Raw genomic sequence first — 16,564 nt, 5'->3', positions numbered from 1 at the left:
GAAGCCTGCTTCACTTAAGAGAACGGATATTTATAATATTCCATTATTGCATGTTGACAAGCATTAAAGAATCGATTACTATAAGTGTAAGCGATTCACTAAAACGTTTTCGGTAAATGCTAAAACGTTTTAGTGTAAATAGAAAAGGATGATGTTTATGATGAAATATGATTATGGAAATGGAGAAAACGAAAACTGGATCGTAGCAGAGGAGGTATTTTCTACCAAGCACCTAGGTAAAGCTGAATCCATACTATCATTAGGAAACGGTTATATGGGATTGCGTTCGGTGACTGAAGAGTCTTATCTGAATGAACAGAGAAATTTATTAGTTAATGGAACGTTTAATAATTTTAGCGAAGAAGAAGTCCCAGAGCTTCCCAATATAGCCGATATAACAAATATAGATTTTAAAATTGATGGAGAACGTTTTTCACTAGAGTTTGGGGAAACAAAAAAATACATCAGATATTTGAATTTGAAAGAAGCTGAGCTGGTAAGAGAAATTGACTGGGTGTCACCTGACCAGAAACAATTAAGCTTTAAATTCAGACGTTTTGTCTCATTAGAGGATCTACATTTAATCGGGCTGCAAATTGAAGTGACCAACAAAGGAGAGCAAGTGGATATAAGTTTTGAGTCTGGTATCGATGCTCAATTGACGAATACTGGTTCTCAACATTTTCATGAAGGTGAAAAAAGAATATATGACAAAAAATTCCTAGAAAGCATTCAAACGACAACTGAATCAAATATAGATATCGTCGTATTGACTGCTCACGATTTGAAGGTGAATAATGAATCGTTATTCATAGAACCCAAGATGGAAATCGCTAGAAGAAAAATGACTGTTAACTATGACCTGACATTAAATCAGGGAGATTCATTGGTTATCGATAAGACCAGTATGGTTTATACAAGCCGAGATAACGAATGGGAAGGCGAATCGTATTCATTAAGCGAAATGAGAAAATTAGCTTTATCAAATTTAAAGGCTAATAGTGAAAAAGGATACGATGCAAATTTCAATGAGCATAAAAAAGCATGGGAAACTAAAGTGTGGAATGCTTATAATTTCAGGTTGAAAACGGATCAGTCATTTGACTTGCTGGCTTCAAGGTTTGCGATTTATCACTTAACGGTAATGGTTCCGGCGCACAGCGATAAAATGGGTATAGGAGCAAAAGCGTTAAGTGGAGAAGGATATAGAGGGCATTCATTTTGGGATACCGAAATTTTCATCCTGCCATTCTTTACTTTCTTTAACCCTGAAATAGCCAAGTCATTACTTAAATATAGATACCATGGGTTGATCGGTGCCAAGCAAAAAGCCTTAGATAATGATTACCAAGGAGCTATGTATCCTTGGGAAGCAGCTTATCCTTCTGATGGAGAAGTCACACCCGTATGGGGAGCTGTGGACATCGTAACGGGTGAACAGACCAAGATATGGAGCGGATTTATTGAGCAGCACATCACTGCCGATATAGCCTTTGCTGTCTATCAGTACTATTCGGCCACTGGTGATGAAGCCTTCATGAATCAATATGGCTATGAAATCATTTTCGAAACAGCAAAATTCTGGTCCAGCCGATTAGAATGGAATGATGAGAAAAAGCTATATGAAATTAACGGAGTAATAGGGCCGGACGAATACAAAGAGCATATAAATAATAATGCGTTTACCAACTACATGGCCCATTTCAATCTATCGTTAGCAATCGAGTATCATGATTCATTGCAAGCTAATAATGAAGATTTGCTTAGTGAGCTTAACGAACGCACATCTATTACAGCAGCTATGGATGATTTGAAGACAGCAAAAGAGAAGTTATATTTGCCTAAACCAGATAAAGAGTCGCTCGTTATTCCACAGGATGATACGTATCTGTTGAAAAAAGAAATAGATCTATCTAAATATAAAAATGCCGATACTGTAGGCAAACTGTTCGATGACTATAACCTTGACCAGGTGAACCAGATGCAGATAAGCAAACAGGCAGATGTTCTGGTACTACTCTATTTGATGGACCAGACTCATCATGAAATGAGCAAAGAACTTAAACAGGCAAACTTCGATTATTATGAACCACGAACCACTCATGATTCATCCTTGAGCTTATCGACTCATGCTATAATAGCATCTGATATTAAGAATAAAACATTGGCGTATGATTTATATTCAAAAGCGATTCAAATAGATTTGGGTCCTAATATGCTTTCTTCTGATCCGGGTGTTCATGCTGCGTCAATAGGTGGCATATGGCAGATCATATTATTTGGGTTTGCAGGAGTAAGAGTCAAGAATACCAAGCTAACTGTCAATCCAAGCTTACCTGAAGAATGGAATGAACTGGGATTCGTATTCCAATGGAAAAACAAAGCTGTACAGATAGATATTACAAAGAGTGAATTCACAGTTACACCACTAGATAATCAGCAGATCACTTTTGAGTGTGAAGGGAAAACATACACGTCCAATGAAGCTATAACCATTTAAAAATATAACCTAGGAGGGTTACACATGAATAAATTCATTAAATCTTTAGGACTGGTTTCAACTATTGCTTTATTAGCTGCATGCAACAACGACGACGGGGCAACTGACAACGATACGGGTGACAACGAAGAGGGTGTCACAAACGAGAACGGTGGGAACGTTAATTTAGCAGTCTGGGGATCTTCTCCGGCTGAAACAAATGCAATGGAAGAAACGATAAGCAGTTTTGAAGAAGAAACAGGAATTGAAGTTGAACTGGAAATTATTCAAGACAATTTCCAAGATGCTATGACCGCAAGATTTGCTGCAAATAATGCACCCGATGTTTTCTATCTGGAAGCATTTGCTGCTCCAATGTTTATGGAAAGTGGCGTGCTTGAAAATCTTTCAGGTGAAATAGATGATGTGGATGACTTTTTTGATCCTTTAATTGATGTTTTCCGAAGTGGTGAAGATGAACTGTATGCAGTTCCGAAAGATTATTCTACATTAGCATTATATGTTAATGAAGACATATTAGAAGCAGCGGGATATAGTGTCGAAGATATCCCTCGCGACTGGGATGATTTATTGGCTTTTGCGGATGAGTTGCAAGACAATTTAGAAGATGATCAGGCAGCAATGCTTTTCGACCAATCACTTGCGAGACACTATAGTGCATTCATCAATAATGGGCTAGATCCCGCAGGAGAAGAAGGACGCGCTGATTTCACGTCGAATCCTGAAGTCATTGACTATTTCCAGTCGATCATAGACGGTAAAGAAGCTGGATATATGCAAAATCCTCAAATCGATATGGGCATCGACTCAGCTGGTGCGGCCTTTGGTGCAAACAAAGCGGCTATGATGATGGAAGGTAACTGGGTAATCAGTGCGTTGAATCAAGAATACTCAGATTTGAATTATGCTGTTGTTGAGTCTCCAACTATTAATGGAGAAGAACAATCAATGACCTTCAGTGTCGGGTATGCTGTTTCAAAAGATTCAGAGAATAGAGATGAAGCAATTTCGTTCATCAACTACATGACCAATGCTGGTCTCAAGCAATGGAGTGAGTTATCAGGTACTCTACCTCCAAGAGGATCAATTGCTGATGAAATGAATCTGCTTGATAATCCTGTGTTAGCACCTCATGTAGCGGCTGCAGATTATGGAACTGTTTGGAGTTCAGGTGAAAGTCTGCCCATAGTTTCGGCTGCTTTTGACAACTATTTCCAAGCGGCAATCAATGGGGATATGACCGTTGAAGAAGCACTGCAAGCTGCAGAAGATGAAGCAAACGCAGAATTAGATAGAAGATAAAAAAGTCAACTCCAGATGCTGCAATAGTCTGGAGTTGAGTTCTATATATGGGGAGTAATCAAAATGAGAAAAAAAAGAAAAAATAATATCCAAGGGTTGATATTCATGGCTCCGGCTGCGTTAGCCGCTATTGTATTTATTGTCGTACCGATTGCTTACGCCTTTTTCATGATGTTTTTCAATATCAATCTTTTATCTGGAACGCGTACCTTTATAGGGTTTGATAATTTCGGAAAAATCATTAGTGATCCAAGATTTTGGGCAGCGCTAAGAAACACAACCACTTACGTCGTCGTCGTTGTACCAATACAGACAGCGATCGCCTTGATCATGGCAGCCTTATTGAATAGTAAAATTAAATTTAACCGGGTCTTTTTAACCGTTATGTTTATTCCGACGTTGACCTCTTCATCCGCGATGACGCTTATCTTTATGTGGTTGTTCAATAATAACGGATTGATTGTTAATCAGATCGAACAATTGACGGGAATCAGAACGCAGTTTCTCACCAACCCTGATCTAGCGTTGAGTGTTATCATGATAATGAATATCTTCTCAACCGTTCCACATTTCATGGTCGTCTTTTTATCCGGACTGCAAGACATCCCGACCAACTTGTATGAAGCTTCTTCCATCGACGGAGCCTCTAAAATCAGGCAATTCTTCCATGTGACCATTCCTCAGTTAATGCCGATCTTATTTTATGTGGTCACAATGGGTGTTGTAGGAACATTCCAAATCTTTGATCAGGCCTTTATATTATCTGGAGGGACTGGCGGACCACAAAATGCCACACTGACCTTTACACTGTATATTTATCAGCTTGCATTTACAAGCAATGATATGGGAAGAGCCTCGGCGATGTCCTTCATATTAGGAGTGATCATCTTTACCTTTACGGCGATAATCAACAAAGTGATGAAAGCAGATGAGATGAATGGGTGATAGAAAATGAAAAAAGAAAATAAAACACTGAAAATTATCGTTTACACAATATTGATACTGTACAGTTTACTGACCCTTTTCCCTTTTGGCTGGAGTATTTTGACATCTTTCAAGTCTACAGCTGAAATAGCCTCAGGCGGCACATTTTTTCCGGAAAGTTGGAGTATATCTGGATGGACAACGTTGTTTGAATCTCAATATACAACATGGGTTAGAAACTCCCTGGTCGTTGCATTGATTACCACAGTATTAAACGTCATGTTTAATACAATGGCAGGTTATGCATTTGCCAGAATAGACTTTTTTGGACGAAAATTTTTATTCAGCCTAATGCTGCTATTGATCATGATACCCGGTCAAGTTACAATGATTCCATTGTATATAGTGGTATCCAATCTTGGTCTGATCAATACGCACAGTTCCATTGTTTTAACCTCGATGATCAATATCGCTTATATCTTCATGATGAGACAATTTTTCATCAATTTCCCTAGAGAAGTTGAAGAAGCTGCCTCCATGGATGGGTTGAGCACTCTAGGTATATTTTTCAAAATCGTTTTACCTAATGCGAAACCAGCCATTGCCACTCAAGCTATTTTTATATTTATGGGTGTATGGAACGAATTTATGAGACCGTTATTATTCCTTACGAGTCCTGATAAATACATGCTGACACAAGGATTGAATGCGTTATCCAATCAGTACAGAAATATAACCGCCTGGGATATCATTATGGCTGGGGCTATATTCTCTGTGATTCCAATATTCATTATGTTTATCTTCCTGAATAAATACTTTATTTCTACAAATGACAGAAGTGTAGGGAGTAAATAATAGATTGAATAACTGAAATAACTATCAAAATCATTATGCTATAATAAGTATCTGATCAACAACTGGCCTAGAAATATAGAATCTCAAGCAAAGGTGGAAAGGCGCATGACTACCATTAAAGATGTGGCAAAAGCGGCAGGTGTATCAGTCGCAATGGTTTCCAAAGCTTTGAATAATTATCCTGATGTAAGTCCGACAACGAGAGAAAAAGTGAAAATTATGGCAGAGCAGATGGATTATTCCCCTAATGTCGTAGCTAAAAATCTTTCCTCTAAAAATCAAAAAACGATCGCCATGATCTCGTCAGGTTTCCTGGGTTCAGAAAGTTTGGATAATAGTAACTCCTTTGATATTTTTAAAGGTGTTTACGAAGCGACCGAAGAAGCCAGTTACGAATTGGCGATGTATTTTATTGAAACTCAAAAGCAGGAAACAAAAGATTATGCGAAATTCTGCAGAGATCGAAATATTAGAGGCGTCGTTTTATCAGGGATTAGATTAGATGATCCTTATTTTGAATCGCTATTGAAAACTAACATTCCCTGTGTATTAATAGATGTCAAAGTACCTAATGACAATCAATTAATTGGCAGTGTGAGTATTGACAATGTCCGTGCAACGTATGAAATCGGAGATTATTTGATTTCAAATAATCACCATAATATTGCAATTGTGAGTGGGGCAAAAAAAGCAGATGTTAATACGCAAAGAATGAAAGGCATATCTATGGTAGTTGATGAGCAGGGTATCTCGATAAAAGGAAAGATAATCGATGGTGAATTTAAAGAACAGACTGCCTATGAAAATGTTAAACACTATTTGGCTTCCAACAAAGCCGATCTTCCAACAGCGTTAGTTTGTTTTAGTGACATCATGGCACTAGGCGCATTGAAAGCCATTAATGAAATGGGACTAAAGGTACCGGAAGACATCTCTTTGACTGGTTTTGACGGATTGAAAATCATTGATTATACAAACCCGTCAATTACAACAATAAAACAACCGTTTAGAGAAATGGGTTATGAAGCGGCTAAATTAGTCATGCGGATCATGGAAGGTAAGGCAGATACCAATGAAATAATTGTTCCCCATCAAATGATTATGAATAATAGTGTGAAGAAATTAAACTAATATCGAGATGCACCAAAACACATATTTATTTTAGACTTCAAGTTAAAATAGATATGTGTTTTTTGATGCATATAAAGTATGAAGCGGCGAAGATCGATCTACTTGAATTGTAAAATCATGCTTTGAACGGTTATAATATTAAAAGTGAGAGCGCATCATAAAGGGAGCTCTTATAGCATGGAAAAGGTTAGGCTTACTATCGACCGATCCAATGACCTTTGAATTAGCTGTTAATTCTTTTAGTCTCATGGATGTGCTGGAAGGTAAATCGAATGAGGTTCTTGGACACGGAATTGAATAATGAGATAGGGACTATAAAGGATATTGGTCATTAAAAGCTCCAGGAGAAAAGTCAAGAAAGGAAATCGATATGAAAGCATGGACTATTGAAAAGCCCGGTAATAGAGAGGTCTTGAAATTACAAGAATACATAACACCCGTTCCAAATGAGGGCGAACTTCTAGTCGAAGTCAAAGCGGCGGGTATCAACCGAACAGATATATTGACGAGAGGAAATGAATCGCTGGAAACACCGTATCCTATTTTAGGAGTCGAAGTGAGCGGGGTCGTAATTGAAAATCGGTCAACGAATCCGGAGCTGAATGCAGGAACCCGGGTATGTGGTTTGGTCAATCACGGTGGATACAGCGAATATGTCACGATGTCAGCGGACCGTGCCATAATCTTGCCCGATATTTTGTCATTCGAAGAAGGCGCTGCGATCCCAGAAGTATTCCTGACAGCTTATCAAACGGTTTATTGGTTAGGCGAATTGAAAGAAAAAGAAAAAATCCTGATTCACGCTGCGGGGAGCGGGGTCGGAACCGCGGCTATTCAACTCGCAAGTCAACTGAGCCAGGCCGCTATTTTTGCGACTGCTGGACGCAGTGACAAACTAGAAAAAGCCAGAGAGCTGGGGGCTCATGTCTTGGTCAATTATAAAAAGGAAGCTTTTGATAAAAAAGTAAGTGAACTGACAGAAAACTCCGGAGTGGACGTCATACTGGACTTTGTCGGGGCATCTTACTGGGAGATGAATCTGGCGAGTTGTGCAGTGGATGCGCGGTGGATACTGATCGGGACTCTGGGAGGGGCATTTGTTGAAAACGTCTCGTTAAGTGAATTAATGAAAAAGCGTGTCACACTCAGAGGAACGTTGCTCACACCAAGAAGTGATGCCTATAAAGCTCAGCTGACTCAAGAATTTTCTCAGATAGCTATGCCGCTTTTTGAAGAAAAGAAAATCAGTCCGGTCATTTATTCAGTTGTCCCCTTCGATGAGTTACCAGAAGCGCATCGAATGATGGAAGATAATGAAAATATCGGTAAAATTATTTTAAAGGTAAAAAATTGATGATCAATCAGGTGCGGTATCTTGTGAAACGATGACTGTTGGTGGAATCTTTTTGAAAAGATATGTATCATTGATAGTAAGAAGAAAATTTATTTTAAGGATGAAAAGATAAATGAAAAAACGCATGATGGGTAATACAGGTATTGAATTGTCAGAAGTTGGTTTTGGTGCATGGCAGTTAGGTAACGAAACTGATTGGGGAAGAATGGCTGATGAGGATGCGATTGGTTTAGTTCATGAAGCATTGGACGCCGATTGTAATTTCTTTGACACAGCACCTAACTACGGAGTTGGAAAAAGTGAAGAGATCCTTGGCAAAGCATTGAAAGGAAAAAGAAATCAGGTCGTTATCAGTAGTAAATGCGGTCATCACACGGATGACGTACAGAGTTTTGAACCTGAAAAACTGTTGGAATCCGTTGAAGGAAGTCTCAAGCGATTGAATACGGACTACCTTGACAGTCTACTACTCCATAATCCACCATTTTCTGCACTTGATCAAAATTCACCGCAATTCAAAATGCTCGAAAAACTGAAAAAACAGGGGAAAATCAGAGCCTACGGGGCTTCAGTGGATACAGCCAAAGAGATCAATGCACTATTGGATAAAACAGACAGTCAGATCATAGAAGTCATGTTTAATGTCTTTTATCAGGAACCACTGCCTGCAATGAAACGTGCATATGAAGAAGGCGTCGGTCTGATCGTGAAAGTACCTTTAGACTCCGGATGGCTCACAGGTAAATATGATGCTGACAGTACCTTCACGGGTATCAGAAGCAGATGGAGCAAAGAAGATATTAAAAAACGCGCGGAACTAGTGGATAAAGTTCGTGGCATAATAGGTGAAGACCAGTCGATGGTTAGAATTGCCTTGCAGTATATCCTGTCATTTAAAGAAATATCGACTGTCATACCGGGTGCTAGAAACAGTCAGCAATTACAGCAGAATCTTTCTGCCTCGAAAGATCTCTTGTCAGAAGATATGCTGCAGGCACTCAAAGGGTTGTGGATAGAAGAAATAAAAGGTCAACCGCTGCCCTGGTAAGAATTTTAGAAAAGTAAGAGTAACTGAGAATAAGAAACAAGCTGAATAGCCTCATAATTGAGAGTACTCTATGAGAAAATCCCTGAGTAATACCAATGCGGCTTTTGAAAAAAACAGAATCAAATAAAAGAAAAAGTGGTTTTTTATATAACATTCTAAAAAAAATAGCGGGAAAGCTCATTTAATATCGAGCTTTCCCGCTATTTCTATATTATATTCAGTAATACAACTGCGATTCCTGTAACTGTTTTACTAAGGTCACTTTACGGTCCTGCAGTTGCTTTTGAATACGATCGACTTCGATATAGAGGGTATCAAGATCAGCTTTATTCCGTTGGATGGTATCTTTAGTACTCCAGTCTGAAAAGATATTATCGAAGAAGACATCAAATACGCGTCTCATTTGACTAAGATTCTCATAGTCCAGAACATTTTGCAGATCAACATCTTTCAGTTCTTTCTTGTAGCGTTCAATTAACCCTTCCAGATAAAAGAGCTCTTCTTCAGCCTGATCGATTTTATCATACTTGAACATATCGATCAGGAAACTGTCAGTGAACATATCCCAGGTGGCTAAAGAGTCAGCGGAATCCAGCTTTTTTAATGTCAAATTTAAGCCGGTTAAAACACTTTGTCCGGCATTCAAGGCTTCACTGATTTCTTGAATTTCTGATTCCAGTTGGAGTTGCTTTTCTTCTTTCCGGGTAATGTCTTCATGAAAATCCTGATCAGTAATTATTAATTTTTCTTTCAAGTCGTCCAGTTCGATTTTAAGTTGATCGATTTCAGCGACTATGCGTGAGAGCTCTTCACGAGAATCCAAGTACAAAGAAGACGTTTTATCTAAATTCAATTTTGCTTTGATTTGTTCTTGTTTTTCTTCGTAAAGTTTCTTGTCCTGTGTGCCAATAACTGTTCTCAAAAAAGTAGTTAGAGACTGAGATTCCAGTTTTTTAACGTCTTCTTTTTCTTTCTGGAAAACTGCTTTTGCCTCAGTGTATCTAGTTTCATTTAATTGAAACCGTTCTTCAGCTGATTTCTTTTTCTTCAGCAAGCGTTCTAACTTTAATCGTAAGGTCTCATATGTGTGATTCATGATTTTCCTCCTTAAGTCTTTCCATAAGTATAGCATAGCGCTTTCTTAAAAAAAGGGGTATCTGGATGTATTTATGTATAAAAAAAGGCTCAGGAATTGATCCTGAGCCCTTTAAACATTTCGTATTATTATTTAGGTTCCAGTTCTTCGATGGAATCAATGTCCATGTATTCAGGAACAACTAAACCAATGACGGTTCCTTCCATATTTGGTCCCAAGTCATCGATCTGGTCACCATATTCTTCAAGATAAGCACCCTGTGTCGTTGGTAACCATGGTGCAACGGTTGCGTCAACTTCACCCTGAGATAATGCTTGGAAAAGGATAGATGGATCGACGTTTGTTAACGTGACTTCAAAACCGTGTTCTTGCAACACTTGCGTGATGACTGCTGAGGAAGCACGTTCAGAATCCCAAGGGAAAGAACCGATTTCTATTGCCTGTCCATCCACTTCATCCACGCCTTCAGTCCAGGAATCAACGGTCTCCTGATTACCTTCGATCCAGTCCGCGGCTGCTACATCAAAATCTGTTTCCTGCGCATCTAACATGATTCCCTGCATATCATCGACTTCCCATGAGAAATTATCTAAGATAGTATAAGCTTCGGGCATATCTGCTTCCAAGCCCTCCCGCGCCATAGTATGAACAAATTCTGCATCACCAAAAACGTTTTGTGGATCTTCCAGGAATTTCAAGTCATACAATTCAAATTTATAGTGAGGGGTCCAGCCGGTTAATACGATGGGTTCTTCATTACTGATAGCTGATTCTAACTGACCCATCATCCCAGCGGTTGAACTCGTTTCCAGTTCCCAGTCTGATAAGTTTTCATATTCTTCTAAAGCTGCTTCGGCTCTTTCAGTTATACCGGCACCGGGTTCGATTCCTGTAATGGTATATTCGAGTTGCTCGCTGATTCCTGCATCTCCGTTATCCGCTGCATCATCAGTGCCACAGGCTGCAACCAGTAATGACACTGAAGCAAGTGCGACCAGTTTTAAGGGTATTGTCTTTTTCATAATAATTCCTCCTGTATTGATTTAATTTAAATTTATCTAACAGTTATCAATGTATCATAAAACTATCACGAATGATTTCACACACATATCAATCTTAGCATATAAGTAAAAGTCTATAAACTGATATGTGTTTACAAAAGAATAATGACGGTTCAATTTAATGTTTTCCGTAAAAAAATCGGGAAATTTCTTCCCGATTTTAGTTGATTCTTGTATTATTCATTAGCTGGGAGATCTTCGATGGAATCGATATCCATGTAAGCAGGGACTACAAAACCTGAAACAGCACCTGGCAGGTTAGGACCTAAGTCAACCAAGTCGTCTCCGTATTCTTCCATAAAGGCACCATGAGTGGTTGGTAACCATGGTGTAACGGTCGCATCAGCTTCACCTTGTGCCAAGGCCTGAAATAAAATAGATGGATCGACACTAGTCACGTTTACATCAAAACCGTGATTCTCAAGCACCAAGGTCATGACATGAGCGGACGCACGTTCTGTGTCCCACGGCATGGAGATAAGATCGATTGACTGTCCATCACTTTCTGGAACGCCATCGGTCCATTCATTCACTAAGTCCAAGTTTTCGTCGTACCAGTTTTGAGCTGCTTCTTCAAAAGGAAGGTCTTGAGCCTCCAGAACAATTTGCTGCATATCTTCTATTTCCCATGCGAAATTGTCTAAAATGGCGGTAGCATCAGGCATGTCATCCTCGAGCCCAATACGGGTCATTGTATGAATGTTTTCGGCGGCACCAAATGATTGTTGTGGATCTTCAAGTATTTTTAAGTCATATATTTCAAATATATGATGGGGCTGCCATCCTGTGATGATGATCGGTTCTTCTTTTTCGATCGCTTGTTGAAGTTCGACCATCATACCACCTGTTGAGCTTTCTTGAAGCTCCCAACCACTTAAATTATCATATTCATCAAACGCTCTCCGAGCACTTTCTGTAATGCCAGAACCTGGTTCAATACCGGTAATTGTATAATCCATTTCTTCAAACATACTCGTGTCTTCGCTATCCGTTGAACCATCAGTCCCACATGCTGCGATTAATAATGAAACAGAAGCTAACGATAGTAATTTCAATGGTGTTAATTTTTTCATTTTAAATCCTCCATATATTTATTTACTTGATAGTTCAGCAAATAGAACTTATTACTTTCATGAAAATTTCAGAAAGTTTTTATTCTCATGTATAAGCTTACCACATATCTTTTTCACATGCAAAACTGTCCGCTATCCTCAACTGATTTTTGGGATGTGCCTATTTCCAGGCTTCTCCTGACCAGAAACAGGTGACGACACTAAAACATAGCAGTTGCATGTGAAAAAACAAAGTCTGATCAATGGTATTCAAGAGGTTGTTATGAACAAAAAAATGAGAGAGTATTTAATGATATTAGTATTCTTTGAGAAGAACTTTTTTCCTTTTGGATGAAATATAATCGGACTATTACGAAAAAAATATATTGAAATTAGAGACTGCTTTAGTAGTAAACCATTTTTTATTTTAATGAAAGAGGCGGGTGAAATGATTTGACAAAAATGAGAGTATTTAGTCATCAGTTTGATCATTAAGACCGTGACGAGCTTTGCACGCGGGTAGTCAGGATGAACAATAATGTCCTATATAGTATCTGCCGTGGAAGTCCTCTTTTTAAATAGTCTGTCCTTATTATAAATGTGTCAAAATCAGACTGAAATAAGAGCTGAAACTAGCAATATTATCCCTTTCTGGTGTATAGTCAAAGCGATAACATAGTTAAAGGAGAGGACGATATGTACCGTTCAGATATGTTTACACCTGAGTTGGTTTTTTACTCAGGAAGTTCGCTACTCGAAGGGCCGGTTTGGGATGCAGAAAATGAGCTGATATATTGTATATCAATCACGGATGAAATTATCTATCAGGTAAACCCCAACACAACTGAGATCAAAACCTTTAAAACAGACGGACACATAGGCGCGCTTGTTCTTGATCCAGAAGGGATGCTGCTTTCTGCTGAGAAAAATGGTATCTTTCGAATCAATCCAGAATCAGGAGAGCGCACCCTAATCACTCACCCTAACAAAGATGCGCGGCTAAGGTACAATGATGGGAAGATAGATCCCAAAGGACGGTTTTTCGTTGGGACGATGGGACAAGATGAAATCATCGAAAATGCTGCGGAACTATACGTCATTGAAAACGGGGAAGCTGAAGTCGTCTTAAGCAATCTTTCTTTATCAAATGGATTAGGTTGGTCTAATGATGGCGAGACCTTTTATCATGTTGATTCGGCAACCAAAACTGTGAAAAAATATGACTACGATCGTGAAATGAAAAAGGTGTCCAATGGAAAAGTATTGATCGAGATAACAGAAGATGGCACGCCTGATGGTTTGTGTGTCGATATCTGTGACGATATCTGGGTAGCCGAATACGGCGGTGGAAGGATTTGTAAGTGGGATTCAGAAACGGGTGAAAAAATATTTGAAATTCCAATGCCTGCGACAAACGTGACATCCTGCTGTATCGGCGGGAAATATAATGAGTATCTCTACGTTACTACAGCTAAAGATCAGGAAGATGATGAAGATCTGTCAGGCGGATTATTCAGAGTGAGAATCAGATAAACAATAAGAATGCGGTAAAATGCGCAAAAGCCCGACATCCGCTTTTAACTAAGTGAAGGTCGGGCTTTATTTTACAGCCTGTTATAGAATTTTTATCGATTATACTGCAGATTTAACAGCTTTAACTAAGATTTCTTCAACATTAACGGCAGCAGCGTGTAGCGAATCATTTCCAACCATATCAATAAGCACAGTCGGTTTCAAAACACCTGCATAGACGGCATTTTCTTTTTCATAAACAACAACTTTACATGGTAAGAAGTAGCCTGCTTCAATTTGTTCGTCCAGGACTTCTTTAGCTAGTTTAGGATTACAGACCTCTAAAACAGTAAAGTTGTTAGCAAAATCAAAACCTTTGCCCTCAATCTTGTCTTTTAGGTTTACTTCATAGAGTACCCCGAAAGAGTTATCTGTGATGGCCTGTTTTAGTTTTTCTAATGTTTCTGCGTATGAGCGAGAGCTTTTTTCTTCGAATGCATAATTCATTTGATAAATTCCTCCTACTGTTAAATATCTTACATACTTTATTGTCTCTTAAATAATATGAAATAGCAATCCATATGCTTACAAAAAGTAAGAATTATAATCATGGAAATAGGTCTTAAGCCCCTTTTTTTTTAAAGGGGTTCATGGTTAAATTGAAACATATCAAACTTAAAGGAGCAAAATGATGTCAATTAATTTAATGGAATATTTACCGATTATTGTCCCGCTCGTACTTTTACAATTGATCCTGATGGTGACGGCTTTACTTCACCTGATCAAAAACGACCGATTGGACCAGAACAACAAAATCATATGGGCGCTTGTCATTATCTTTGTTAATCTGATCGGACCGATTTTATACCTCATATTCGGAAGGAAAGAAGACTAATGGCAGTTTTGGAGATCAGTCATTTAAAAAAAGCTTTCGGCAAACAACCGGTTTTAGAGGATGTCTCTTTTTCAGTTGAAAAAGGATCTATTTTTGGTTTTATTGGAAAAAATGGGACAGGAAAAACCACCACGATGAATATCGTACTGGGCTTGCTGAAAGCAGAGTCCGGTGAAGTGAAAGTGAATGGTGAAGTCGTTACTTATGGTGATACCAAGACGAATCGTTTTGTCGGTTATCTGCCAGATGTGCCGGAATTTTATCCTTTTTTAACTGCTCGAGAGTTTATGCAGTTAAGTTTAGATGTGAGTGGTTCAAAAATTAAAGACGGCCACCAGAAAATCTCGGAGTTATTAACGATGGTGGGGCTGGAAGACACAAATAAACGTATCAGCAATTACTCACGCGGTATGAAGCAGCGGCTGGGTATTGCCCAAGCCCTAATTAACGATCCGCTATTACTTATTTGTGATGAGCCAACGTCAGCGCTGGACCCGATTGGAAGGAAACAGCTGTTATCAGTGCTTGAAAAAGTAAAAGAGAAAACAACGGTCGTCTTTTCGACGCACATACTCAGTGATGTTGAAGCGGTGTGCGACGAGGTTGCCATTTTGGATCGAGGCGTGATCGTGAAACAAGGTTCCCTCAGCGAGTTGAAGGGCCTGCTGTCTACAGAGAAGTGGAGTATCAGATTGGGAACGCTCGAAGAAGCGGCCAGGGTGAAAGAAGCACTCATTGACGGTGATAAAGTTTTCAACGTTACCCAAACTGATAAAAGCGTTGAAGGTGAAACGACGGATGCTAAACAAGCCATACGTCTGATCATGGAAGTTGTCATGGGGTTAGCCATCGTACCTGAAAAAATTGAAAGAAAAGAACCAACGATGGAAGAAGTTTTTCTGGAGGCGACAAAATGAGAGGGACACTGGCTTTTTTTAAAAAGGAAATCATCGAACACATAAGAAATTATAAGCTGTTTATCTTTTTTATCGTCTTTGCCGTAATCGGGATCCTCAGTCCGCTTAGCGCTAAATTCCTGCCTGAACTGCTGGAGGGTTTGGTGGATGACAACATCACGATTATTTTGCAGGAACCCACCTATGTCGATTCATGGATGCAGTTTTTCTCAAATATCAATCAAATCGGTCTGGTCGTGATGGTGCTCGTTTTCAGCCCGATGATGGCTCGGGAATATGATAAAGGCACGCTGGTCCATATGGTTACCAAAGGTTTACCGCGGCTATCCATTTACAGCGCCAAACTAAGCATCCTTTACTTAAGTTGGACCGTTTTTTACTGGTTCAGTTTCGCGATCACATTAGGCTATACCTATTTTTATTTTCCAGACGGCTCAACAGAAGGTTTGTTTTTATCGACGTTTAGCTTATATGTCTTTGGCTTGATGCTGCTGGCTTTACTCTTGTTTTCTGCTGTTTTGTTTGAGAGCACCTTTGCTCCTTTATTATCCGTAGCAGGCTTTATCGGGTTACTGTTTATAAGCGAATTGATTCCTCTGATTCAGGAATGGAGCCCGTTGCAGCTTGGCGGCCGCAATATGGAGTGGTTGATGGGTGTGGAACTGGATCGGGAAATGATCCAAAGTTTTAGTTCAACAAGTATCCTCATCATCCTATTTATCCTAGGCGGGGGCATTGTCTTCAAGAAAAAAGCAATCAATTAAAAAAAGCACAGGTGTCTACTACATAGTGAATTACTACCTTTAAACTAGACACTTAAAAAAACGATATTATGCAGTCCATAGAAGATGGTCCCGATAAGCTACGGGGGTCATCTTCTTTAATTTTTTTTGATAACGATCATGATTATAAAATAA

The 16,564-nt window shown here is 39.1% G+C and carries 16 protein-coding genes; 11 read left to right on the top strand and 5 right to left on the bottom strand.

What is annotated here, in order from left to right; all coding sequences use genetic code 11:
• Positions 1 to 157: 157 nt before the first annotated feature.
• The 7 genes from AX762_RS04045 (at position 158) to AX762_RS04015 (ending at position 9,114) form a co-directional block, all read left to right on the top strand.
• On the top strand, positions 158 to 2,500 hold the full coding sequence (locus AX762_RS04045; protein ID WP_071847881.1) for a glycoside hydrolase family 65 protein: 2,343 nt from the start codon (positions 158 to 160) through the stop codon (positions 2,498 to 2,500).
• A gap of 24 nt (positions 2,501 to 2,524) precedes the next feature.
• Positions 2,525 to 3,802: an extracellular solute-binding protein gene (locus tag AX762_RS04040; RefSeq protein WP_071847880.1), complete on the top strand. Its 1,278-nt coding sequence runs from the start codon at positions 2,525 to 2,527 to the stop codon at positions 3,800 to 3,802.
• A gap of 63 nt (positions 3,803 to 3,865) precedes the next feature.
• A complete protein-coding gene (locus AX762_RS04035) occupies positions 3,866 to 4,747 on the top strand; it encodes a carbohydrate ABC transporter permease (RefSeq protein WP_071847879.1) in 882 nt (293 codons plus the stop codon).
• A gap of 6 nt (positions 4,748 to 4,753) precedes the next feature.
• On the top strand, positions 4,754 to 5,581 hold the full coding sequence (locus tag AX762_RS04030; protein ID WP_071847878.1) for a carbohydrate ABC transporter permease: 828 nt from the start codon (positions 4,754 to 4,756) through the stop codon (positions 5,579 to 5,581).
• 105 nt (positions 5,582 to 5,686) lie between these two features.
• On the top strand, positions 5,687 to 6,712 hold the full coding sequence (locus AX762_RS04025) for a LacI family DNA-binding transcriptional regulator (protein WP_071847877.1): 1,026 nt from the start codon (positions 5,687 to 5,689) through the stop codon (positions 6,710 to 6,712).
• A gap of 370 nt (positions 6,713 to 7,082) precedes the next feature.
• Positions 7,083 to 8,066, top strand: coding sequence for an NAD(P)H-quinone oxidoreductase (locus AX762_RS04020; RefSeq protein WP_071847876.1), 984 nt, complete (start codon positions 7,083 to 7,085; stop codon positions 8,064 to 8,066).
• A 112-nt stretch (positions 8,067 to 8,178) separates the two neighbouring features.
• Positions 8,179 to 9,114: an aldo/keto reductase gene (locus AX762_RS04015; RefSeq protein WP_071847875.1), complete on the top strand. Its 936-nt coding sequence runs from the start codon at positions 8,179 to 8,181 to the stop codon at positions 9,112 to 9,114.
• A gap of 217 nt (positions 9,115 to 9,331) precedes the next feature.
• Here AX762_RS04015 and AX762_RS04010 read toward each other — a convergent pair whose 3' ends face one another.
• The 3 genes from AX762_RS04010 to AX762_RS04000 form a co-directional block, all read right to left on the bottom strand.
• Positions 9,332 to 10,210, bottom strand: coding sequence for a hypothetical protein (locus AX762_RS04010; protein ID WP_083432781.1), 879 nt, complete (start codon positions 10,208 to 10,210; stop codon positions 9,332 to 9,334).
• A 128-nt stretch (positions 10,211 to 10,338) separates the two neighbouring features.
• Complete coding sequence (locus tag AX762_RS04005; RefSeq protein WP_071847873.1) at positions 10,339 to 11,232, bottom strand: glycine betaine ABC transporter substrate-binding protein; 894 nt, start codon at positions 11,230 to 11,232, stop codon at positions 10,339 to 10,341.
• A gap of 215 nt (positions 11,233 to 11,447) precedes the next feature.
• Positions 11,448 to 12,344 (bottom strand): glycine betaine ABC transporter substrate-binding protein, encoded by an 897-nt coding sequence (locus tag AX762_RS04000; protein ID WP_071847872.1) that lies wholly within the window; start codon positions 12,342 to 12,344, stop codon positions 11,448 to 11,450.
• 675 nt (positions 12,345 to 13,019) lie between these two features.
• Here AX762_RS04000 and AX762_RS03995 point away from each other — a divergent pair.
• On the top strand, positions 13,020 to 13,856 hold the full coding sequence (locus AX762_RS03995; protein ID WP_071847871.1) for an SMP-30/gluconolactonase/LRE family protein: 837 nt from the start codon (positions 13,020 to 13,022) through the stop codon (positions 13,854 to 13,856).
• A 99-nt stretch (positions 13,857 to 13,955) separates the two neighbouring features.
• Here the strand turns inward: AX762_RS03995 and AX762_RS03990 are convergent, their stop codons facing one another.
• On the bottom strand, positions 13,956 to 14,342 hold the full coding sequence (locus AX762_RS03990; RefSeq protein WP_071847870.1) for a DUF302 domain-containing protein: 387 nt from the start codon (positions 14,340 to 14,342) through the stop codon (positions 13,956 to 13,958).
• Positions 14,343 to 14,526: 184 nt separating this feature from the next.
• Between AX762_RS03990 and AX762_RS03985 the strand changes: the two genes are divergently transcribed.
• The 3 genes from AX762_RS03985 to AX762_RS03975 are packed head-to-tail and all read left to right on the top strand — an operon-like array spanning position 14,527 to position 16,411.
• Complete coding sequence (locus AX762_RS03985) at positions 14,527 to 14,730, top strand: PLD nuclease N-terminal domain-containing protein (RefSeq protein ID WP_071847869.1); 204 nt, start codon at positions 14,527 to 14,529, stop codon at positions 14,728 to 14,730.
• Positions 14,730 to 15,647: an ABC transporter ATP-binding protein gene (locus AX762_RS03980; RefSeq protein ID WP_071847868.1), complete on the top strand. Its 918-nt coding sequence runs from the start codon at positions 14,730 to 14,732 to the stop codon at positions 15,645 to 15,647. The genes AX762_RS03985 and AX762_RS03980 overlap by 1 nt, the downstream gene beginning before the upstream one ends.
• Positions 15,644 to 16,411, top strand: coding sequence for an ABC transporter permease subunit (locus AX762_RS03975; protein ID WP_071847867.1), 768 nt, complete (start codon positions 15,644 to 15,646; stop codon positions 16,409 to 16,411). The genes AX762_RS03980 and AX762_RS03975 overlap by 4 nt, the downstream gene beginning before the upstream one ends.
• 66 nt (positions 16,412 to 16,477) lie before the next feature.
• Here AX762_RS03975 and AX762_RS13290 read toward each other — a convergent pair.
• A partial coding sequence (locus AX762_RS13290) for an IS3 family transposase (RefSeq protein WP_143139287.1) occupies positions 16,478 to 16,564 on the bottom strand: 87 nt, incomplete at its 5' end.

The organism is Alkalibacterium sp. 20 (genome assembly GCF_001885615.1).
In the GTDB taxonomy this organism is placed as follows: domain Bacteria; phylum Bacillota; class Bacilli; order Lactobacillales; family Carnobacteriaceae_A; genus Alkalibacterium.
The sequence above is the reverse complement of the archived record's forward strand: the minus strand, read 5'-3'. Positions and strand labels throughout refer to the sequence as shown.

Excerpts from the sequence above, each read along its gene's own strand:
- AX762_RS04045 (WP_071847881.1), top strand. The coding sequence starts at position 158 with ATGATGAAATATGATTATGGAAATGGAGAAAACGAAAACTGGATCGTA.
- AX762_RS04040 (WP_071847880.1), top strand. The coding sequence starts at position 2,525 with ATGAATAAATTCATTAAATCTTTAGGACTGGTTTCAACTATTGCTTTA.
- AX762_RS04035 (WP_071847879.1), top strand. The coding sequence starts at position 3,866 with ATGAGAAAAAAAAGAAAAAATAATATCCAAGGGTTGATATTCATGGCT.
- AX762_RS04030 (WP_071847878.1), top strand. The coding sequence starts at position 4,754 with ATGAAAAAAGAAAATAAAACACTGAAAATTATCGTTTACACAATATTG.
- AX762_RS04025 (WP_071847877.1), top strand. The coding sequence starts at position 5,687 with ATGACTACCATTAAAGATGTGGCAAAAGCGGCAGGTGTATCAGTCGCA.
- AX762_RS04020 (WP_071847876.1), top strand. The coding sequence starts at position 7,083 with ATGAAAGCATGGACTATTGAAAAGCCCGGTAATAGAGAGGTCTTGAAA.
- AX762_RS04015 (WP_071847875.1), top strand. The coding sequence starts at position 8,179 with ATGAAAAAACGCATGATGGGTAATACAGGTATTGAATTGTCAGAAGTT.
- AX762_RS04010 (WP_083432781.1), bottom strand. The coding sequence starts at position 10,210 with ATGAATCACACATATGAGACCTTACGATTAAAGTTAGAACGCTTGCTG.
- AX762_RS04005 (WP_071847873.1), bottom strand. The coding sequence starts at position 11,232 with ATGAAAAAGACAATACCCTTAAAACTGGTCGCACTTGCTTCAGTGTCA.
- AX762_RS04000 (WP_071847872.1), bottom strand. The coding sequence starts at position 12,344 with ATGAAAAAATTAACACCATTGAAATTACTATCGTTAGCTTCTGTTTCA.
- AX762_RS03995 (WP_071847871.1), top strand. The coding sequence starts at position 13,020 with ATGTACCGTTCAGATATGTTTACACCTGAGTTGGTTTTTTACTCAGGA.
- AX762_RS03990 (WP_071847870.1), bottom strand. The coding sequence starts at position 14,342 with ATGAATTATGCATTCGAAGAAAAAAGCTCTCGCTCATACGCAGAAACA.
- AX762_RS03985 (WP_071847869.1), top strand. The coding sequence starts at position 14,527 with ATGTCAATTAATTTAATGGAATATTTACCGATTATTGTCCCGCTCGTA.
- AX762_RS03980 (WP_071847868.1), top strand. The coding sequence starts at position 14,730 with ATGGCAGTTTTGGAGATCAGTCATTTAAAAAAAGCTTTCGGCAAACAA.
- AX762_RS03975 (WP_071847867.1), top strand. The coding sequence starts at position 15,644 with ATGAGAGGGACACTGGCTTTTTTTAAAAAGGAAATCATCGAACACATA.